Source organism: Acinetobacter sp. YH12227 (assembly GCF_013417785.1).
Taxonomy (GTDB): Bacteria; Pseudomonadota; Gammaproteobacteria; order Pseudomonadales; family Moraxellaceae; genus Acinetobacter; species Acinetobacter gandensis.
In genome coordinates, this window is record NZ_VPDH01000005.1 from 49,803 (window position 1) to 69,463 (window position 19,661).

The following is a 19,661-nucleotide window of genomic DNA, read 5'->3' on the forward strand; positions in this document are numbered from 1 at the left end:
TGTCTTAGTCCTTCTTCAAATGTTTTTCAAGAAGCGCGTAGCGTTCATTTTCAATACGTTCAACTTCTGCAGCTGGAACATAGTAGTCCACTTTCTTAGTGAAAGAAGAAACGATGAAGCTGATAATTGAAGCAATGAAAGTTACAACGACTAACCACCAGATATGCCAGATTAATGCGAAGCCCATAACTGTAATAAACATTGCAATTACGAAACCTGCCGCACGGTTTGTAGGCATATGGATGTCTTCGTATGTAGTTGGCTTAGCGTAAGCAACACCATTTTCTTTGTCAGTCCAGAAAGTATCAATACCATTGATCTTTGGAAGGTAAGCAAAGTTATAGAATGGTGAAGGAGATGAAGTAGCCCACTCAAGAGTACGACCATCCCAGATATCGCCAGTAACGTCCATGTTGTCTTTGCGTTGAAGGAAACCAACAACAATTTGCATAACAAAACAGAAGATACCGATAGCAACAAGTACAGAACCGAATAACGCGATCGCTAAGTACGGATCCCATTCAGGGTTGTCATATGTATTCAAACGACGAGTCATACCCATGAAACCAAGGATATAAAGTGGCATGAATGCAAAGTAGAAACCGAAGAACCAGAACCAGAATGCTGCTTTACCCCAAGTTTCATTTAACTTCCAACCAAACATTTTTGGCCAGTAGAAAATGATACCCGCGAACATCGCGAATACTACACCACCAATAATTACGTTATGGAAGTGAGCGATAAGGAATAAAGAGTTGTGTACTAGGAAGTCCGCTGGTGGAACTGCCATTAACACGCCTGTTAAACCACCAATACCGAAAGTCACAAGGAAGCCAAGTGTCCAAAGCATTGGAGTTGTATAGGTGATGCGGCCCTTGTACATAGTGAATAACCAAGAGAAGATTTTCACACCAGTAGGGATCGCAATGATCATGGTCATGATACCGAAGAACGCGTTAACGTTGGCACCAGCACCCATTGTAAAGAAGTGGTGAACCCATACAACTAGTGAAAGAACACCAATTGCTACAGTTGCGTACACCATTGATTTGTAGCCGAACAACGCTTTGCGTGAGAACACAGCAGTAACTTCTGAGTAAATACCAAAAGCAGGTAATACCAAGATGTAAACTTCTGGGTGACCCCAAGTCCAAATCAAGTTTACATATAACATTGGGCTACCACCCATGTCATTTGTAAAGAAGTGGAAGCCGAAGTAACGGTCAAGTGAAAGCATTGCAATAGTCGCAGTTAATACTGGGAAAGTTGCAACGATAAGCACTACAGTAACTAATGCAGTCCAAGTGAAAATAGGCATGTCCATAAGTTTCATGCCAGGCGCACGCATTTTGATGATGGTAACGAAGAAGTTAACACCAGTAAGAAGCGTACCTAAACCAGAAACCTGAAGTGCCCAGATATAGTAGTCTACACCTACGCCTGGAGAGTATTCGATGCCAGAAAGTGGAGGGTAAGCCATCCAACCTGTTGCAGCGAATTCACCAATTGCAAGAGAAGCCATCATCAAGCCCGCAGCGCCGGCGAATAACCAGAAGCTAAGAGAGTTTAATAATGGGAATGCTACGTCACGCGCACCAATTTGAAGTGGTACTGCAACGTTCATTAAACCAACTACAAGACCCATCGCTACGAAGAAGATCATGATTACGCCGTGGGCAGTAAAGATCTGGTCATAGTGTTCAGGGTGTAAGTAACCTTCACCGCCACCTTTTGCAAGGAACAGTTGAAGACGCATCATAATCGCATCGGCAAAACCACGCACAAGCATGACAATTGACACGAGGATATACATGATACCGATTTTTTTATGGTCTACAGAAGTGAACCATTCAGTCCACAAGTAGTTCCATTTTTTAAAGTAGGTGATACCAGCAACAACTGCGATACCGCCAAGAATCATCATTGCAACTGTAACCAACACGATTGGATCGTGCGGAATTGCATCTGGTCCTAACTTACCTAATAAGCTCATGTCTTATTCCCCTGCAGCCGCATGTTCAACGCCTGCATGAGCTTCAGAAGCAGCAGCTTCATGACCAGCAGTAGCTGAATGATCAGCACCGTGGTAGTTGCTCATGTATTTGTTAATCACTGATTCGAACAATTTAGGTTCAACTGAAGAATAGTAAGTCACTGGGTGTGGCTTAGTAGGGTAAGGCTTCATTGCTTCAGCTAGAGCCTTCTCTTCAGGAGTAGTTGCTTTAGCAACTAAAACTTCGATCTGGTGTTTAGAACGGTTGCCGTCACGTAAGGTTGCAAATTCAGCTTGGTCTAAAACAGTTTTTTGAACTGCTTCAGGATTTACTGAAGAACCATTACCAGCTTTAACAGCAGAAACCCATTCAGCAAACTGAGCGTCAGTCACAGAATGTGCACGGAAGCGCATTTGTGAGAAGCCATAACCTGAATAGTTAGAAGAGAAACCACGGAAGCCTTCAGCAGGACTAGTTTCATCAGCTAATAAATTCAAGTGAGTTTGCATACCTGCCATAGCATAAATCTGACCACCTAACGCCGGAATGAAGAATGAGTTCATTGTGAAGTTAGAAGTTAAACGAAGGCTTACAGGAGTTTTCTCAGGGAAGCGGATTTCGTTTACAGTCGCGATGCCTTGTTCAGGGTAGATGAAGATCCATTTGAATTGTTCAGCAATAACTTGAACAGTTAAAGGAGCTTTATCTGACTCGAGTGGACGGTAAGGGTCATACTTGTGGGAACCCCACCAAGTTAACCAAGCTAAAATACCGATAATAATTACGGGGATACCCCAAACTACAACTTCAATTGCAGTCGAGTGTGCCCAAGTAGGTGCATAGTCTGCATCTTTATTTGACGCGCGATATTTCCAACCAAACCAAAGAGCCATAAGTGCTGATGGAATTACGACCAAAAGCATTAGGTAGATCGCAGTAAGCATGAGGTTTGACTGACCTTCAGCAACTGGACCTTTTGAGTTTAGAAGTACCATATCACCACCACACCCAGTTAAGAGTGCAGCGATCGCAGATAAAGACAATACAGCTAAAATTGTTTGTCTCATTTTACAACCTCGGTGAAGAGTCCCATTCCCTAATTTTTAAAATTGGGATAGCGATTAAAGTGTCGCATGATTATGAGGTTTTTTCAGATATGAAAAACCAACGCAATCATGTGACACCGCTACGTTGTAGGGCATTATGCCTTATATCGACAAACTAAGCTATATATAAACATGCTTTAAATGACTGTATTAAAACCCTATTTTGATGGTCGGGATTGTATTTTTTTTATGGTAATTTTATTTTATTTTCAAGGTGCTGCATAAAAAAGGGATGAAAAAATCATCCCTTTTGAAAAATGCTAAGTTATTGATTTATGACTTTAGTTTTTGCCAACTTGTCGTGCAAAGTTTGGCGTTTTTGTCCAAAGATAAACAACGAATCAATAATTACACTGAGAGGCATAGATAAAAAGTTTAAGAAAATAAATAAAACACTGCGTAAAGTGAAGCCACGCATTAAGTTTACTTGCTCATGTGTTTCGGCATCTACAATCTTAATTTTGGTGATTTTTTTTCCAATACTTTGACCTGACTTAGCAATTAAATAAGCCTGAATAAATAACATGATAAAGATGTAGGCAAACATTGCGATCCACGCTTGGTTTGGAAACATATCCATCATTTGTGTCTGTAAATTTTGCAATACTGTTGGTTCAACATTTGGTGTCATTACCGCTTGCATAAACTGTTCATTTAAACTTGCGAATTGTGATTTTTCTTCTGTATTAAAAAAACCTGTCAAAATGAAAGTCGCAGGAATCCAAAGGAGTAAATCGACTATTTTAGCCAATACGCGTTTAGGAATACTTGCTAGGCTAACAGACTGATTTTGTGCCTGTGAATTTGTAGAAGTATAACTTTGCTGTGTGTTATTTGGACTTTGCTCGAAAGGCGTCGTTGGTGCAGGAGCTACATAACCTTCAGGCGTGTACACATGCTGACCTTGAGTAAGTTCACCCAAAGCTTTCCATTCGCTCATGCCTTGATGCCAAACGAGATCCGTTAACAAAACTTGCTGGCTTGCAAGCATTTGGTTGAGTTGCTCAAGTGAATAAGGACCTGCTTGTTGATTATTTCGCGCCAAGTAAATCTGCATAAAACTAATGTCTCAAAAACGTCTATAAAAGTATAAATAAAAAAAAAGACCCACGTGTGGGTCTTTTTTTAACACAGTTTATTAAGCTTGTTGAGCTTTTTCTTCAGAAAGGAAGAACCATGTGTCTAATACTGAGTCTGGGTTAAGTGAAACAGATTCAATACCTTGTTCCATTAACCATTGTGCAAGATCAGGGTGATCTGAAGGGCCTTGACCACAAATACCTACGTATTTACCCGCTTTACGGCAAGCATGAATTGCCATAGAAAGTAATGCTTTAACCGCTGGATCACGTTCATCAAATAGGTGAGAAACGATACCAGAGTCGCGGTCTAGACCAAGTGTTAACTGAGTCAAGTCGTTAGAACCGATAGAGAAACCATCGAAGTGTTCAAGGAACTGTTCAGCCAACAATGCGTTGGTTGGAAGTTCACACATCATGATCACTTTAAGACCGTTTTCACCACGTTTAAGACCGTTAAGCGCTAATAATTCAATTACACGTTTCGCTTCAGCAACAGTACGTACGAAAGGAATCATGATTTGAATGTTAGTTAAGCCCATTTCGTCGCGTGCTTTTTTCAACGCGCGGCATTCTAATTCGAAGCAGTCACGGAAGTTATCAGACACATAACGGCTAGCACCACGGAAGCCCAACATTGGGTTTTCTTCTTCAGGTTCGTATAACTTACCACCGATTAAGTTCGCATATTCGTTTGACTTAAAGTCAGACATACGAACAATCACTGGTTTGTCAGCGAAAGCAGCAGCAAGCGTAGAAATACCTTCAACTAGTTTTTCAACATAGAATTCGATAGGTGATGCGTAACCAGCAGTACGTGACATTACAGCAGCACGAGTTTCACGTGGAAGGCTGTCAATGTTAAGTAGTGCTTTAGGGTGAACACCGATCATGCGGTTGATGATGAATTCAAGACGTGCAAGACCAACACCTTCGTTTGGAATTTGAGCGAAGTCAAATGCGCGGTCAGGGTTACCTACGTTCATCATAATTTTGAACGGTAGAGTAGGCATTGATTCAATCGAGTTACGTTGGATTTCAAAATCCAAAGAGCCTTCGTAAATAAAGCCTGTATCACCTTCAGCACAAGAAACAGTCACTTCTTGACCATCAGTCAATACTTCAGTCGCATTACCACAACCAACAATTGCTGGAACACCAAGCTCACGTGCAATGATTGCAGCGTGACAAGTACGACCACCACGGTTTGTTACAATCGCAGCAGCACGTTTCATTACTGGTTCCCAATCTGGGTCAGTCATGTCAGATACAAGTACGTCGCCGTCTTGAACTTTATCCATTTCTTTGATTGAAGTTACGATACGTACGCGACCAGAACCAATACGTTGACCGATTGAACGACCTTCACAAATTACGTTGCCTTTTTGCTTAAGCAGGTAACGTTCCATTGTGCCTACGTTTTGGCGGCTCTTCACAGTTTCAGGACGTGCTTGAACGATGTAGATTTGACCGTCATCACCGTCTTTCGCCCATTCGATGTCCATTGCAGAACCGTAATGGTTTTCAATGATCAACGCTTGTTTCGCTAGTTCTTGAAGTTCATGGTCGTTTAATGCAAATTGCTGACGATCCGCTTTTTCAACATCAACAACAACAACTGATTTACCAGCTGCACCTTCTTCACCATAAATCATTTTTTGGTGTTTAGAACCAAGGTTACGACGTAATACAGCATGTTTGCCTGCATTAAGAAGTGGTTTAGACACATAGAATTCGTCAGGGTTTACAGCACCTTGTACAACCATTTCACCCAAGCCATAAGAAGCTGTGATGAAAACTGCGTCGCGGAAACCAGATTCTGTATCTAGTGTAAACATTACACCAGCTGCACCTGTTTCAGAGCGAACCATGCGTTGAACACCAGCAGATAACGCAACAACGTCATGTGCAAAGTTTTGGTGAACACGGTAAGAAATAGCACGGTCATTATAAAGTGATGCAAACACTTCTTTGATTGCAACAAGAATATTGTCGATACCACGGATGTTCAAGAAAGTTTCTTGTTGGCCCGCGAAAGAAGCGTCTGGTAAGTCTTCTGCAGTAGCAGATGAACGAACGGCAACCGCGATTTCAGGGTTGCCGTTTGAAAGTACTGTGAAAGCTTCACGGATTTCTTTTTCAAGTTCTGCTGTAAGCGGAGTGTCTACAATCCATTGGCGGATTTTAGCGCCTGTTTCAGCCAATGCATTTACGTCATCAACATTCAAGGCTGCAAGTTCAGCATTGATTTTAGCGTTTAGGCCGCTTTGCTCGAGAAATTCACGATATGCTTGAGCTGTAGTAGCAAAACCACCAGGTACCGATACACCAGCATTTGATAAATGGCTGATCATCTCGCCCAATGATGAGTTTTTCCCACCAACGAGTTCAACGTCGTGTTTCCCTAATTTTTCTAGACCAATTACGCGCGCTTCCAAAGTTGTTACTCCACTTTTGCAGTATTAATCACTATCTTGGCATGAAATTATAACAAAAAACTTAGCATTTTGATTTTACTAAGTGACAGTCATGTAAGATGGTTTACTATAAAGATTATATAGCACTAAGACAAATGTTTAAGGAGAATTTTAATGTCGGAAGGTAAACAGATTAAGCGTAGTGTTTTCTTTATTTCTGATGGTACTGCGATTACTGCTGAAACCCTTGGTCATTCACTGTTAGCACAGTTTCCACATGTTGATTTTGATATCCACATTATTCCTTACATTAGCTCTGAAGAAGCTGCGACTAATGTCGTAGCAGAAATTAACTTACGTGCGCAGCAAGATGGTGAAAAGCCACTGGTTTTCGATACGCTTGTTGACCCGTATGTACGTGACATTATTAATACTGCAAATGCAATAAATCTTGATGTTTTTGAAGGGCTTATTAGTAAGCTGTCTGATGAATTGGGTACTGCACCTACGACTTTAGTCGGGCAAACCCATGCGGTAACAGATTCTGAGTCTTATAAAGCACGTATTGATGCAGTACATTTCGCTTTAGATAACGATGATGGTGCGCGTACACGTCATTATGATAAGGCAGATTTAATTTTGATTGGCGTCTCTCGTTCGGGTAAAACACCAACGTCAATTTACTTGTCATTACAATTTGGTATTCGTGTTGCGAACTATCCACTAACTGAAGAAGACTTGGACGACAACCGTTTACCGGCAGTATTGCGTGAGCATAAACATAAACTATTTGGCTTAATGATTGACGCAGAGCGACTTGTAGCGATTCGTAGTGAACGCAAAGCGAACAGCCGTTACGCAAGTTATAGCCAATGCCAAATGGAATTACGCGCAATTGAAGGCATTTATATTTCAGAAGGTTTGAAATATTTGAATGTTTCTGAGATGTCTATTGAGGAAATTTCGACTCGTGTACTTCAAATGACTGGATTAAAACGTCGTATTGGTTAATCAAAAAAAGAGCCATTTCGGTGGCTCTTTGATCATAAAAAAAATGCAACAAATAATACTAAAATTGTATTAAAGATAATTTTTTTGATTGGTTTTATTGAAGACTTTTATCAATGTATTTGATGTTGAAAGGTTGTTTAAACTTTCATCAAAAAACAATTTATTTTATATAGAAAATATCGACTTTTTAGTCATAAAAACTAAGTGAATTTGTATAGGTTTTTGGGTTTTATTTTAATGATATTTTTGATGGGTTTATTAAGCAAAATCTATCGCTTTATCCCCAAATGAAATTTTTTTTTCGTGTGATATTTCCTAGCTAAAATTTAAATTTGATATAAAAATAGCCAAATCAGCAGTGTTGATTGTTAAAAAAATATACAAATAGTGTTTAAATAGTGATCAAATGATTCAAGATGGCTGCTTAATTTGTTTGTATGATGGTATTTATTTAATTTATGAGGGTGTTATTTATACAAATTTTAAAGCTTTTAGGTCAGATTGTGAAAAATTCAGGACCTTAATGTTGATTAAATTCGGGGTATTTATTCAAAAAATAGCATTTAGAAAATATGTTGATGTATCTGGTGAAGTAGGTTTAGCCATAAATCTCACATTTAAAATTCACTTCAATTAGGTCGTTAATTTAAGTGAAGAGGGTGGCGATTTTTGTGTATAAACTAACTATGTAGTGAATCATGTGACATGCCGAGCACTAATTCTAGCCAAATAAGAATAGTAGCTTAAACTTGGCTTGATCAGTTTTGAAATTTGGCATGGCTAGCATAAGTTTTCTAGTAGATAATTAGTCTCTTATAAATCCTCAGATAGTAGATAAAAACAAACAACAATACTGTTAATTAAAAATATTATAAAAGTTATGTAATTGTGATTACTTTGTAATTACAAAATTGTTATTTTGGACTATTGCAGTGAATAATTAAATCACATTCATAGGTATGATCATCTAAAGCTGTGATTTTAAAGTCTTGAATTTTAATAATTGGCCATGTATTCAGGATGCAATTAGGTTGTTGCAAGGCAGCATAATAATGATCTGATTTAAGAAATACTTTGTTTTGTATAGCCGTATTTGGGCTTAGTAAATGTCTTAACCAGTGGTTTGGAACTTGATCTTCTAAAAAACGTAAAGCCAAGATGCTCTTGACGCGATTAGTGAATAAGCGACGGTTTTTCGCAATTAAAGGATGTTGAATTAATTTATTCAGCAGTCGTTCGGTACGTGGTAGGACAAACTGAGGTTTAATTTGATAGACCATAATATTGTCTGCGACCTGACAAAGGTGATGAAGTTCTGAAACTACGTGCTGGTCTATGCCAATAATGGCAATTTTTTGATTTTTAAAATCGTAGCTTTTGATTTGGTCTGAGCTAACAATCGTCCCTTTAAAGTGCTCAAGATCTTCAGCTGTATTGTTAAAAATATGGTGTGTTGCATCCTGCTTGTTGGCCATATTTATTCCTTATCTTTTCTTTATTTTAGTTGGATTGTTGGTAGGAATATCTTCGGCGATGCATAGGGATGGGTAAAGGATTTTTTCAGTCTGATGAGTCATGCATTTTGTGCGGAATTGATTCGCTTGGTACTTGTCTTTCTGAGATTTCTAAGAGTGTGCCAATTTTATTTTTGTATATGTGTCGAAGAAAAAGTAGATATCGCTAAATATACCTGCATAAAGAAACAGATCCCTGCATAAAAGAATTATAGCTTAGATAAATCAGTGCTTTAGTTGTGCTCATCATCTTGTGGCTTAAATTCAATGCTACTTGATGTTGAATGCTTCAGTTCTGGTTGATCTGTATGTGTGCGTAAATAATCCATATCTCGAATATTCTTTTGTACCGCAACAGCACCGAACAAACTCATTAAGAAAGCCATCATATAAAAACCTTTTTCACTTAAGGCAAGTTCTGCATTCCATAAACCTATCGCGAGAAGTACAAGGCAAATAACGACAGATGCCCAGCACAGTCCAAAATATATTGCGGTTACTTGCATGCCTTCTAAACGGTCACGAATAATTTTTTGTAAAGACACTGATGAAAATAGACCATATAACAACAAAATCAGGTAAAAGCCTTTCTCATTCAACATCATATTTGTATTAAATAAACCAATGCAAAATACCACTGCACCTAAAATGAGTGCGCACCAACTCGCTGCGATCAATGCGGGTGTTGGTTTATTAATATATTGGCTCATCTGTTTGTTTTCTCATTTATTTTGCTTCTGTTTAATATTTATACATGATGGAAAATAAATGAGAAAATATTTAAGGAACCAAGGAATATGCTTTCGCTACATATTGGGGAATTAAAATAGTGAGATAAGGTGGACAGTAAATGCAAATCAGTCTAAACGTATGCTGAATGCGATATGAGTCATTATACGTTTAGACTGAGTAATTACTTAATTTAGATCATTTTTAATTTCCATTAAACGACTAAAGTTTTCGATTCGTTTATCAGTGTCGTAGATGTCGCATGTAAAAATGAATTCATCGACATCATACTTATTGAGCAAACGTTCTAAGCCTGTTTTGACTTTGGCATGTGAGCCAACCTGTCCCATTGCATAGAAGTTATCTACTGACATTTTTTCTGCAGGAGACCAAAGCCCTTGCATGCTTTGAACAGGAGCTTTTAATTTTAAGCTTTGTCCACGCATCAGTCCCAATACACGTTGGTAAGCACTCGTTGCTAAATATTCAGCTTCTTCATCTGTTTCTGCAACAACCGTTGGTACGCCCATAGAGACATAAGGTTTATCTAAATATTCTGAAGCTTGGAAGTTTTCACGATAAAGTTGAATGGCTTGACCTAACATGCGTGGTGCAAAGTGAGAGGCAAATGAATACGGTAGACCTAAACGGGCAGCAAGTTGTGCGCTAAATAGACTAGAGCCTAATAACCACACTGGAACATGGGTGTTTTGTCCCGGTGTCGCAACAATACGTTGATTGGCTTCAGGTGCTTTAAAATACTGCAAAATTTCTAATACATCTTGTGGAAATTGGTCTTCAGTTTCTTGACGACCACGGCGTAGGGCACGCATCGTTATTTGATCTGTGCCAGGTGCACGTCCTAAACCTAATTCAACTCGCCCAGGATATAGTGTCTCTAGGGTGCCAAATTGTTCAGCTACAACAAGTGGTGCATGGTTAGGGAGCATGATGCCACCCGAACCTAATTTTATGTGTTTGGTATTGGCAAGTAGGTAGCCCAACAATACGGCTGTTGCTGAACTCGCAATACCGTCCATATTATGGTGTTCTGCAAGCCAAAGTCTTTCGTAGCCTAGCTCTTCAGCTTTTTGAGCGAGTTCAAGTGCATGCTGAAGTGAAAATGCAATGGATTTGTCGTCACGTACAGGTGCGAGTTCTAGAATGGAAAATTTTGTCTCGGATAGAGTACGCATGTTTTCTCTCGAATAGTTGTATATCGAGATAATACGATATATGAGTTAATATGTATATCGATAAAATTCGATATTTATGTGTAGATCGTTTTGAATCTACTGAAAACGACTTGTCTATAAAATAAAAAAGCACCCGAAGGTGCTTTGATAGTTTGATTTATTTATAAATTAGCGTTTACCGTTTTTAGACCAACCTAAGTGACGGCCATTGTCTTTACGGTAGTTTCGATCATTGTAACTGTAGTTATTGGTACGGTAGCCACGGCTGTTATAGCGACGGTCATAACGATCATCATAACGGCTATCATAGCGATCATCATATCGACGGTCTTCAGATACTTTTTTGCCGAGGGCTGAACCACCAGCTGAACCTAAAGCTGCACCAATATAACCACCATTGGTACCAGCCATGTTTTTACCTACGGTATAACCACCGGCACCACCGAGTGCACCACCAATAATTGCACCATTACGGTCACGCTTATTTGACGCAGCCGCTGCACCAGCGCCACCACCAATTGCTGAACCAATCATAGCGCCAGTTTGACCGCCAACTTGGTTACCAATAGCAGCACCAACAACGCCACCTAAAGCAGAAGTCAGTGCAGTATTTGTGCTGTTACCAGCGTGTGTTGCAGTCATTGTTAAAGCTGAAGCTGCAATTGCTGCACTAAATAGAATTTTATTGATTTTCATTTTGAACTCCTGACGAAGTACGTTGTTTATCTGTTGATACCAATATAGAAAAACACTTAGTGAAGATGTGGAAGAGGTTGTAAATGATTTTGATATTTAAGTAAGAACTGTGTAATTTTATCTGCCGAATTTATACATATTTGTTTTACTACAACTGCTATCTAAATAAAGTGAAGAAGCTTGCGGGAATGACAACAGCGTAGTGTTGTGATCTATGTATTAATCTGAAAATGCTAAAAAAGCACCCGAAGGTGCTTTTCTTGATCAGTACTGTAATGAGTTTGAGACTACAGCATGACTACATTTGATTAGTGACGGTTACGACGGTGTTTTTTGTAGTATTTACGCTGTTGTTGCTTGTCGTAAGCTTTGTCTTTAGAGATTTTATTACCTAAAGCAGCACCACCAGCAGCACCTAGAGCAGAACCGATGTAACCACCGTTTGTGCCACCCATGCTTTTGCCAACGGTGTAACCTGTACCGCCACCTAATGCACCACCGATAGCTGATTCAGTACGGTTGCGTTTGTTACTTGCTACAGCAGCACCACCTGCACCACCTAAAGCAGCACCGATTGTTGCACCAGTATTACCGCCCATGTTTTTACCAATTGCAGTACCTGCAACACTACCGAGCGCACTTGCAGCTGCAACGCGAGTTGTACTATCTGCTTGAGCAGAAACAGTGAACATAGAAGCAGTCGCTAAAGTCGCTGTCATTAAAAGAGTATTCAGTTTCATCGTTCACTCCATGTCCCAAAGTTCAGGACTATTATTTTTCATCAATTCGATGGAGCTAAATGTAACAAATAACTTCTGCATAAATATGGAGAGCTTTATCCTTATTTGATGCTTTGAGTGACCACTTTGTATGAGTTTTATTAATAATGTGAATATAGCAGTGAATATGCCGAAATTAGCAGCAACTTTGTGGAGAAAAGTAGGAGTGATGCAGTTCACACTTCCTAAAATCAGGGCTTAAAGCAATGCTTGGAATAAATAATATGTCATTTCCAATCTAGAGTCGGTAAACTAGCCGCATTATTTTGAATTTGGCATAACCGTGCATTATTGGCGGATGAGCCTGTGTATTGAGATTTTTTGAAAAATGAAAGAATCGTTACGTTTACGATTAGATCAACTCTCTGACCGTCACGAAGAATTAAATGCATTATTGGCGGATATAGAAGTCATTTCTGACAATAAGCGCTTCCGTCAATTGTCACGTGAGCATAGTGATTTATCCGAAATTACTGATGTTTGGAAAAAATATCGTCAAGCTGAAGAAGATATTGAAACTGCTGAAGTGATGCTAACGGATCCAGACTTTAAAGAAATGGCAGTTGAGGAAATCAAAGAAAATAAAGCTTTGATTGCGCAGCTTGAAGCTGATTTAAATATTTTAATGATTCCAAAAGATCCGAACGATGCCAACTCTGCGTATTTGGAAATTCGTGCGGGAACGGGTGGTGATGAGGCTGCAATTTTCTCAGGTGACTTGTACCGTATGTATAGTAAATATGCTGAGTCGCAAGGCTGGCGTATTGAAGTGCTTTCAGAAAATGAAGGTGAGCATGGCGGCTATAAAGAAGTTATTTGCCTAATTAATGGCGAAGGCGTTTACGGTCGTTTGAAGTTTGAAAGCGGTGCTCATCGTGTACAACGTGTACCTGCGACTGAGTCGCAAGGTCGTGTTCATACTTCTGCATGTACTGTTGCGATTCTGCCTGAAATTGATGTAGATACGACAGTCGAAATTAATTCGTCTGAACTTCGTATTGATACTTACCGTGCATCTGGAGCAGGTGGTCAGCATATTAACAAAACTGACTCTGCGGTACGTATTACACACTTACCAACAGGTACAGTCGTTGAATGTCAGGACGAACGTTCACAACATAAAAACAAAGCTAAGGCCATGGCGTTATTGGTATCACGATTAGAAAATGCTAAACGTGCGGCTGCTGATGCTGCAACGTCTGAAATGCGCCGTGACTTGGTGGGTTCGGGTGACCGTTCAGAGCGTATTCGTACTTATAACTATCCGCAAGGTCGTATGACTGATCACCGTATTAACTTAACCTTATATAAGTTAGATAGCGTGATGGAAGGTGATTTAACCGAATTGTTAGATAGCTTACATCGTGAATATCAAGCTGATCAGTTGGCATTATTAGCACAGCAGAATGGTGGCTAATGAATATTGCACAGGCTTTAGCCTATCGTGGTGAACCTGAAAGCTATGAACGTCAGGAAAATGCGTGGTTGTTAGAGCACATCACCAAAATTGATTCTTTTGATTTAATCTTGAAAAAAGATCAAGAGCTGACTGCCGAGCAAGAACAACTCTATGTTGAAAGTCTTGCACGTATTACCGCAGGTGAGCCTTTGGCTTATGTGACAGGCTCGCAACCATTTTGGACTTTGGATTTAAAAGTGACCAAAGATACCTTGGTGCCACGCCCTGATACTGAAGTGCTCGTTGAAACTGTACTTCGTTTAGAGTTGCCTGAGGATGCGCGTGTTGTTGACTTGGGCACAGGTACGGGTGCAATTGCGCTGTCTTTGGCGAGTGAACGTCCAGATTGGATCGTTACAGCTTCAGACATTTATGAGCCAACCCTAGAAGTTGCTGAGTTTAATGCCAAGAAGCATGATCTTGAACATGTGCAATTTGTATTGGGTTCTTGGTTAAAACCATTTGGCCGTGCATTTTTTGATGTGATTGTATCGAACCCGCCGTATATTGATGCCAATGATGTACACATGAAGGATTTGGCGACAGAACCTGAACGTGCTTTGGTTGCTGATAATCATGGTCTTGCAGATCTTGAACAAATTATTCTTCAAGCCAAAAAACATTTAACTGTGCATGGTTGGGTGGTGCTTGAGCATGGTTATGATCAAGGTGAGGCGGTTCGTCATTTATTTTTGCAAGCAGGTTATCGTGAAGTACGTACCGTCAAAGATTATGGTGGTAATGACCGTGTAACTTTGGGGCAATGGCAGCACTAAAATCTGTTAAAAGTCTTATCTTCATCTAATAGTTAAAATATAAAGCGCAATCAATGCGCTTTATTTTTGTTTTATTATTTCTAATGCTGTGCTTTTTTATCAAGTGCAATCAACAATAAAAATTATTTCACCACATCACGCCAGCGCAGCAAGTATTGCTCGATATATTTCATTATGCTGTCAGAAATTTTGCCCAATACTGCCAATAAGATAATGGCAATAATTACAATATCTGGTCGCGAAGTTTCACGTCCATCACTGAGTAAATAACCAATACCTTGTGTTGCAGCGATGAGTTCAGCGGCAATCATAAACATCCATGCCAAACTCAGACTGTTACGTAGTCCGGTTAAAATGCCCGGTGAGGCAGCAGGTAAAATAATTTCCCGAATTTGTCTGAAGTATTTCAAGCGATAGACTTGAGCAACTTCAATAAGTTTACGGTCTACACCTTGAATCGCAGTAACTGTATTGGTGTAAGTAGGGAAAAATGCACCTATTGCAATCAGGGTGATTTTTGAGGATTCATCAATTCCAAGCCAAAGTAGTAACAGTGGAATCCAAGCCAAACTTGGAATGGATTTAATTGCAGAAAAGCTCGGTTCTAAAAATGCTTCCGCTTGTTTATTTAAGCCTACGAATAATGCAAAGATCAGAGCTAGACCGCTACCAACAAAAAAGCCTAAAAACACTCGCCATGTACTGGTCCAAATATGTTGCCATAGTTCGCCTTCGGACAGTTCAAGGAAGGATTGCCATAGACTACTCGGTGCAGGGAGTAGGTAGGGTTCAATCACACCTTGACGTACTAATATTTCACACAGCACTAGTAAGATGACCGGAATGGTTAGACCCTTAATTACAGCTTTAATCTTTGAAGGTTTCTTTGTGGTGCTGTGATCTGTGGTCGAGCTCGATGCAATGGCTTTATTTTGTGTTGCAGAGAACGACATGCTTATTTCACAACCTTTTGTGCATATTTGGCATCAAACAATTGATCAATCACTTGGTTAACATTGGTGCCTTTACGCACTAAATCTTCTTCAGTCAAAATGCTGCCAGATTTTTTCAAGGCATTAATTTGCTTAGCGGTTGGGATGTTTTGATCAAAATTAGTTCGGCTGAGCTGTAGTTTTGCCACAGCCAATGGTAGTTTCGACTCACGTGCAAGTAATTGTGCCAATTTATCTGGATTTGCTTTTGCCCATTTTCTTGCTTGCTCGTAGGCTTTAATTACGGCTTCCACAGCTTCAGGGCTTTGCTGGCTAAATTGTTGTTTAGTGCTGAGTACACTGTAGCTGTTAAATCCGACATTGCGATATAAAAGTCGTGCTCCCGATTGTACTTGCGCTGAAGCCATTAATGGATCTAAACCCGCCCAAGCATCGACTTGACCACGTTCAAGTGCCGTTTTGCCATCTGCATGTTGTAAATGCACCAATTGCACATCTTTTTTATTTAAGCCGACAGTCTCTAAAGATTGCAGGGTAAACATGAAAGGATCTGTCCCTTTAGTTGCTGCAATTTTTTTCCCCTTTTAGATCTTTTAGAGTCTTAATTGGGGAATTTTTTGCAACTAATAATGCTGTCCATTCGGGCTGACTTTGGATATACACTGTTTTAATTGGACTACCATTGGCGCGGCTCAGTACTGCTGCAAGTCCTGCAGTTGAAGCAAAATCGACACTACCACTATTTAAATACTCTAGTGAGCGATTACTGCCTTGGCTAAAGACCCATTTAATTTGTGTTTTTAGTAGAGCTTTTTCCAGTAATTTTTGATCTTTTACCACTAAACTGGTCGGTGCATAGTAGGCATAATCGAGTTTAATCGTTGATGGTAAAGCAGCAAAAACGCTTGAACTGAGTAAGCTGAGTGAAACTGCCGAGAAGATAAATTTTGAATGTTTAAAAACAGATGTCATGTCGTTCACATAAGATGTTGATTTATGTGCACATAGATACGATGAAAGTATTTTGGATACAAAACAGAAAAAATGCTAAATACTGAGAAAATTTCGATAAAGCGATTTAGTGGTTATAACTTCATGAAAAATATTAAGTTTATATCATGTTTAAATCGTCAATTAGGTATATATCAAAATTTGCGTAGAAGTTCTGGAAAAATGCTTAGACTTTTTAATGCGTTAAAGTTGAAGAAAGATTAAATATATTCAAATCAGAAAAGTATAAAAAAGCGGCATAAGCCGCTTTTTCTTTATGTATAGCTCAGACTTACATAGGATAGTCTTGCAAGCTATCAAACACTTCAACTTGATCGAGTGCTTCAGTTTCAACAGCTAAGCAATACGCTACAATTTTTGCGGTTGCTTGAACCAATGATTCAGCTTTTAAGTCTGCACCTGCTTGTATATCTGCAATTTGGTCAGCATGAATATCAAGTGCATGAGCAACATCTAAAGCATTTTCTGTGCTAAAGAATTGAGAAATTAAATTTTGTAAATCAATATCGGCAACAGCTTTAAGGTGTTCATTAAATTGCTGATCGATTGCGTCAGTTTGAGTGAAAAGGGAATCTGAAAAGTTTTGAACAAGTTGTTGTTCAAGAACATCAATCATCTTAAGCATGGGATAGCCTTTCAAGGAGATGCAAGGGAGTTGGGATACAGCCAAATAAGCAAAAGTGCTTTAAATTGAGTGAAAAATAACCTATTTGGGCTAAAACAGCAAACCTGCTCGGATGAATGGTCAGTCTACTTTTAGTTGATTCTTAAGTTTTTGAATATGTGAAAGATAATCTATTTTTTGCTTTGATGACGCATCAATACCTAATATCGGGGATTGAATTATTCCATATTATTTTGTCTATATGCTCCAGGGCTAACACCTGTCCATTTTTTAAAGGCACGGTGGAATGCACTTGGCTCTTGAAAGTTTAGTTCATCACTGATGTCTTGTAAGCTACGCTCACTACGTGTGAGTAATTCTATCGCTGTATCACGGCGAATATCATTTTTGAGTTGTTGGTAGCTCACGCCTTCACTTTTGAGGCGACGTTGCATCGTGGCTTCTGACATGTTCATTTTTATAGCCAATTCATTTAACTCTAGCCATTCGGCGGGTGAAACTTCTAAGAGCTGTTTGCGAATTTGACTACTCAGCGCATACGGGTTTTTAAAACGCACCAATAAATTTTCTGGGGTTTGTTGTAAAAATTGATACCAAGAGCGCTGATCTTGTTTAATCGCAAGGTTTAAATAACTGGCATCAAACTGAATGTAATTATGACTGCATTGATATTGAATGTTTTCACAAAAACGAACTTTATAATCCTGATCATTTTCAGGTGCAGCACATTTGAGTTGAATTTGATTCAATATGACCCTTTGGCCGCTCAGCCAGCACATCACCGCATGGATTAACATCAAATAAGTTGCATAACAAAACATTCGCTTTGGGGTGATTTTCTTATCATAAATGACGATATAAGCGTAGTTTTCTTCTACAGTCAGGGTGCTCCTTAAATCATCTAAAAGTAGATTTAAAAATTGCAGCATTTGTTTGAGTGCATCACCTACTGTTGGGTTTTGCATTGCTATTTTCGACATTAGTTTAAAACTGCCACGGCGCATAGCATGGCTATCCATGCCAAAAAACTCATCATCCATAGCATCAGATAAGTGCGTCCAAAGCGCAGCGTATTGCGAAACGGAAACGCGTGTTTTACTTGAATTTAGTAATTCTGCTGGAATGCCAGACTTTTGCAGAATCAAAGCTATATCCATATTTTGCATTCGTGCATCGTGTAGTGCTTCATGCACGAGGTCGATAGAAATGGTTCCTTTACTGTATTCAAGTCCTAATTTAGGCATAAGTGCTGATACGTCCATGTTCAGGATTGTCCAAATACATCATTCAAGATGCAGCATTTGGAAATTGTACTGAATAAATTCTGTGTTTACTCTGCATCTTAAGTCGAATTTATAAGAAACCATCGTCATAGGGAAATCAGATGAATATTCAAGGAAAAGTTTTTGTCGTAACGGGTGGCGCATCAGGTCTAGGTGCAGCGACTGCGACACATTTTATTGGACAGGGTGCCAAAGTCATTATTGTCGATATGAATCAAGAACATGGCGAAGCGATGCAGCGCCAATTGGGTGATCATGCGAAATTTGTTCAGTTAGATGTAACCAATGAGCCCGCAGTAGCAGCTTTCTTTACGCAAGTTGAAGCAGATTATGGGCAATTGAATGGTTTGGTAAATTGCGCGGGGATTGCACCTTCGGCAAAAGTGTTAGGCCGTGACGGTTTGCATGATTTGGCTATGTTCCAAAAAGTACTTGAGATTAATGTTAGCGGTACATTTAACATGCTGCGTTATGCGGCGCAGTTGATTGCTAAATATGAGTTAAAGGCAGGTGAAGAAGAGCGCGGTGTGATTGTGAATACGGCTTCCGTTGCTGCTTTTGATGGTCAAATTGGACAAAGTGCTTATGCAGCATCAAAAGGTGCAGTGGTTGCCATGACTTTACCTTTAGCGCGTGAATTGGCACGTGAGTCGATTCGTGTGATGACGATTGCGCCGGGCATTATGGAAACACCAATGTTAAAGGGTTTGCCGCAGAATGTTCAGGATGCTTTAGGGCAAATGGTGCCTTTTCCACCTCGTTTAGCGAAGCCCCAAGAGTTTGCAAAATTGGTCTCGCATATTTTTGAAAATAGTTATTTGAATGGTGAAGTGATTCGTTTAGATGGTGCGATTCGGATGCAGCCTAAATAATTTTAGGCATTCATACACTGATGTGACTGCATGGCTGCCGATACCTATTGGAAATTTAAATACCAGTTTAGGCGCTTTCATTTTCTTTTGACGGATCAAAAGAAACAAAAATCCTTTGTAAAACTGAAGATACATCCTTGTATCTCAGTTTCACGGGCGAC

16 protein-coding genes and 1 pseudogene are annotated in these 19,661 nt (G+C 39.5%); 4 read left to right on the plus strand and 13 right to left on the minus strand.

Going from position 1 to position 19,661, the window contains the following annotated elements:
- Positions 1 to 4 precede the first annotated feature (4 nt).
- The 4 genes from cyoB to ppsA form a co-directional block, all read right to left on the minus strand.
- Entirely contained in the window at positions 5 to 1,993 is a 1,989-nt protein-coding gene (gene cyoB, locus FTV09_RS01965; protein ID WP_180056534.1) for a cytochrome o ubiquinol oxidase subunit I, read from the minus strand.
- A 3-nt stretch (positions 1,994 to 1,996) separates the two neighbouring features.
- Entirely contained in the window at positions 1,997 to 3,061 is a 1,065-nt protein-coding gene (cyoA, locus tag FTV09_RS01970) for a ubiquinol oxidase subunit II (RefSeq protein ID WP_180056536.1), read from the minus strand.
- Between the two features lie 304 nt (positions 3,062 to 3,365).
- Entirely contained in the window at positions 3,366 to 4,157 is a 792-nt protein-coding gene (locus tag FTV09_RS01975) for an RDD family protein (RefSeq protein ID WP_067767305.1), read from the minus strand.
- Positions 4,158 to 4,238: 81 nt separating this feature from the next.
- Positions 4,239 to 6,617 (minus strand): phosphoenolpyruvate synthase, encoded by a 2,379-nt coding sequence (gene ppsA, locus FTV09_RS01980; RefSeq protein ID WP_067767300.1) that lies wholly within the window; start codon positions 6,615 to 6,617, stop codon positions 4,239 to 4,241.
- A 153-nt stretch (positions 6,618 to 6,770) separates the two neighbouring features.
- Here ppsA and FTV09_RS01985 point away from each other — a divergent pair, with 153 nt between their 5' ends.
- The gene (locus FTV09_RS01985) at positions 6,771 to 7,607 is read left to right on the plus strand and encodes a pyruvate, water dikinase regulatory protein (RefSeq protein ID WP_067767296.1); all 837 of its coding nucleotides are present in this window, start codon (positions 6,771 to 6,773) and stop codon (positions 7,605 to 7,607) included.
- Positions 7,608 to 8,521: 914 nt separating this feature from the next.
- Here the strand turns inward: FTV09_RS01985 and FTV09_RS01990 are convergent.
- From FTV09_RS01990 to FTV09_RS02010, 5 genes are all read right to left on the minus strand, one after another.
- On the minus strand, positions 8,522 to 9,082 hold the full coding sequence (locus FTV09_RS01990) for a flavoprotein (RefSeq protein WP_067767290.1): 561 nt from the start codon (positions 9,080 to 9,082) through the stop codon (positions 8,522 to 8,524).
- Positions 9,083 to 9,354: 272 nt separating this feature from the next.
- The gene (yiaA, locus tag FTV09_RS01995; protein ID WP_180056538.1) at positions 9,355 to 9,831 is read right to left on the minus strand and encodes an inner membrane protein YiaA; all 477 of its coding nucleotides are present in this window, start codon (positions 9,829 to 9,831) and stop codon (positions 9,355 to 9,357) included.
- Positions 9,832 to 10,038: 207 nt separating this feature from the next.
- The gene (locus tag FTV09_RS02000) at positions 10,039 to 11,046 is read right to left on the minus strand and encodes an LLM class flavin-dependent oxidoreductase (protein WP_180056540.1); all 1,008 of its coding nucleotides are present in this window, start codon (positions 11,044 to 11,046) and stop codon (positions 10,039 to 10,041) included.
- 168 nt (positions 11,047 to 11,214) lie between these two features.
- On the minus strand, positions 11,215 to 11,742 hold the full coding sequence (locus FTV09_RS02005; RefSeq protein WP_180056542.1) for a hypothetical protein: 528 nt from the start codon (positions 11,740 to 11,742) through the stop codon (positions 11,215 to 11,217).
- 308 nt (positions 11,743 to 12,050) lie between these two features.
- Complete coding sequence (locus FTV09_RS02010) at positions 12,051 to 12,482, minus strand: glycine zipper domain-containing protein (protein ID WP_067767282.1); 432 nt, start codon at positions 12,480 to 12,482, stop codon at positions 12,051 to 12,053.
- Positions 12,483 to 12,849: 367 nt separating this feature from the next.
- Here FTV09_RS02010 and prfA point away from each other — a divergent pair, with 367 nt between their 5' ends.
- Together prfA and prmC are read left to right on the plus strand one after the other, a co-directional pair.
- Complete coding sequence (prfA, locus tag FTV09_RS02015; protein WP_180056544.1) at positions 12,850 to 13,938, plus strand: peptide chain release factor 1; 1,089 nt, start codon at positions 12,850 to 12,852, stop codon at positions 13,936 to 13,938.
- A complete protein-coding gene (prmC, locus tag FTV09_RS02020; RefSeq protein WP_180056546.1) occupies positions 13,938 to 14,756 on the plus strand; it encodes a peptide chain release factor N(5)-glutamine methyltransferase in 819 nt (272 codons plus the stop codon). Before prfA ends, prmC begins: the two co-directional genes overlap by 1 nt.
- 122 nt (positions 14,757 to 14,878) lie before the next feature.
- Here the strand turns inward: prmC and FTV09_RS02025 are convergent, their stop codons facing one another.
- From FTV09_RS02025 to FTV09_RS02040, 4 genes and pseudogenes are all read right to left on the minus strand, one after another.
- A complete protein-coding gene (locus tag FTV09_RS02025) occupies positions 14,879 to 15,709 on the minus strand; it encodes an ABC transporter permease (protein ID WP_180056548.1) in 831 nt (276 codons plus the stop codon).
- 2 nt (positions 15,710 to 15,711) lie between these two features.
- Positions 15,712 to 16,681, minus strand: a pseudogene (locus FTV09_RS02030) (aliphatic sulfonate ABC transporter substrate-binding protein).
- 310 nt (positions 16,682 to 16,991) lie between these two features.
- On the minus strand, positions 16,992 to 17,345 hold the full coding sequence (locus tag FTV09_RS02035) for a hypothetical protein (RefSeq protein WP_067767266.1): 354 nt from the start codon (positions 17,343 to 17,345) through the stop codon (positions 16,992 to 16,994).
- 218 nt (positions 17,346 to 17,563) lie between these two features.
- Positions 17,564 to 18,607, minus strand: coding sequence for an AraC family transcriptional regulator (locus FTV09_RS02040; RefSeq protein WP_257222760.1), 1,044 nt, complete (start codon positions 18,605 to 18,607; stop codon positions 17,564 to 17,566).
- Between the two features lie 122 nt (positions 18,608 to 18,729).
- Between FTV09_RS02040 and FTV09_RS02045 the strand changes: the two genes are divergently transcribed.
- On the plus strand, positions 18,730 to 19,500 hold the full coding sequence (locus FTV09_RS02045; protein ID WP_180056550.1) for a 3-hydroxyacyl-CoA dehydrogenase: 771 nt from the start codon (positions 18,730 to 18,732) through the stop codon (positions 19,498 to 19,500).
- Positions 19,501 to 19,661 lie beyond the last annotated feature (161 nt).

Bases quoted from the DNA above. Each gene is read 5' to 3' on its own strand.
- cyoB (WP_180056534.1), bottom strand. From the start codon at position 1,993: ATGAGCTTATTAGGTAAGTTAGGACCAGATGCAATTCCGCACGATCCA.
- cyoA (WP_180056536.1), bottom strand. From the start codon at position 3,061: ATGAGACAAACAATTTTAGCTGTATTGTCTTTATCTGCGATCGCTGCA.
- FTV09_RS01975 (WP_067767305.1), bottom strand. From the start codon at position 4,157: ATGCAGATTTACTTGGCGCGAAATAATCAACAAGCAGGTCCTTATTCA.
- FTV09_RS01985 (WP_067767296.1), top strand. From the start codon at position 6,771: ATGTCGGAAGGTAAACAGATTAAGCGTAGTGTTTTCTTTATTTCTGAT.
- FTV09_RS01990 (WP_067767290.1), bottom strand. From the start codon at position 9,082: ATGGCCAACAAGCAGGATGCAACACACCATATTTTTAACAATACAGCT.
- yiaA (WP_180056538.1), bottom strand. From the start codon at position 9,831: ATGAGCCAATATATTAATAAACCAACACCCGCATTGATCGCAGCGAGT.
- FTV09_RS02000 (WP_180056540.1), bottom strand. From the start codon at position 11,046: ATGCGTACTCTATCCGAGACAAAATTTTCCATTCTAGAACTCGCACCT.
- FTV09_RS02005 (WP_180056542.1), bottom strand. From the start codon at position 11,742: ATGAAAATCAATAAAATTCTATTTAGTGCAGCAATTGCAGCTTCAGCT.
- FTV09_RS02010 (WP_067767282.1), bottom strand. From the start codon at position 12,482: ATGAAACTGAATACTCTTTTAATGACAGCGACTTTAGCGACTGCTTCT.
- prfA (WP_180056544.1), top strand. From the start codon at position 12,850: ATGAAAGAATCGTTACGTTTACGATTAGATCAACTCTCTGACCGTCAC.
- prmC (WP_180056546.1), top strand. From the start codon at position 13,938: ATGAATATTGCACAGGCTTTAGCCTATCGTGGTGAACCTGAAAGCTAT.
- FTV09_RS02025 (WP_180056548.1), bottom strand. From the start codon at position 15,709: ATGTCGTTCTCTGCAACACAAAATAAAGCCATTGCATCGAGCTCGACC.
- FTV09_RS02035 (WP_067767266.1), bottom strand. From the start codon at position 17,345: ATGCTTAAGATGATTGATGTTCTTGAACAACAACTTGTTCAAAACTTT.
- FTV09_RS02040 (WP_257222760.1), bottom strand. From the start codon at position 18,607: ATGGACGTATCAGCACTTATGCCTAAATTAGGACTTGAATACAGTAAA.
- FTV09_RS02045 (WP_180056550.1), top strand. From the start codon at position 18,730: ATGAATATTCAAGGAAAAGTTTTTGTCGTAACGGGTGGCGCATCAGGT.